The following is a 676-nucleotide window of genomic DNA, read 5'->3' on the forward strand; positions in this document are numbered from 1 at the left end:
ACCCCTAACCTTTTGATCCGTAGTCAAACGCTCTATCCAATTGAGCTACGGGCGCATATGGTGCCGAGGGCGGGGGTCGAACCCGCACGGTGGTCACCCACCGCAGGATTTTAAGTCCTGTGCGTCTGCCTGTTCCGCCACCCCGGCATATCATATTGTAAATTGGAGCGGAAGACGGGATTCGAACCCGCGACCCCAACCTTGGCAAGGTTGTATTCTACCACTGAACTACTTCCGCTCGATATGAAATTGATTTCGCTTATAAAGTGCGGGTGAAGGGAGTCGAACCCCCACGCCAAAGGCGCCAGATCCTAAGTCTGGTGCGTCTGCCAATTCCGCCACACCCGCGAATTATTATAAATGGTGAGCCATGAAGGACTCGAACCTTCGACCCTCTGATTAAAAGTCAGATGCTCTACCAACTGAGCTAATGGCTCGTACAAGAAAAACTGGTGCCGGCTAGAGGACTTGAACCCCCAACCTACTGATTACAAGTCAGTTGCTCTACCAATTGAGCTAAGCCGGCGTATATGGTGGAGGATGACGGGATCGAACCGCCGACCCCCTGCTTGTAAGGCAGGTGCTCTCCCAGCTGAGCTAATCCTCCATTTGCCTGGCAACGTCCTACTCTCACAGGGACAAGGTCCCAACTACCATCGGCGCTAGAGAGCTTAAC

General features: G+C 53.3%; 6 tRNA genes. All 6 read right to left on the reverse strand.

Features of this window, described 5'->3' with window-relative positions:
- Positions 1-58: 58 nt before the first annotated feature.
- Positions 59-147: transfer RNA gene (locus AC1DIT_RS28275), tRNA-Leu, on the reverse strand.
- 16 nt (positions 148-163) lie between these two features.
- Positions 164-238: transfer RNA gene (locus AC1DIT_RS28280), tRNA-Gly, on the reverse strand.
- Positions 239-267: 29 nt separating this feature from the next.
- Positions 268-348, reverse strand: a tRNA-Leu gene (locus AC1DIT_RS28285).
- A 13-nt stretch (positions 349-361) separates the two neighbouring features.
- Positions 362-437: transfer RNA gene (locus AC1DIT_RS28290), tRNA-Lys, on the reverse strand.
- Between the two features lie 13 nt (positions 438-450).
- Positions 451-526, reverse strand: a tRNA-Thr gene (locus tag AC1DIT_RS28295).
- 5 nt (positions 527-531) lie between these two features.
- A tRNA-Val gene (locus AC1DIT_RS28300) sits at positions 532-607 on the reverse strand.
- Between the last annotated feature and the right edge of the window lie 69 nt (positions 608-676).

The organism is Bacillus sp. 05T22, from assembly GCF_056396765.1.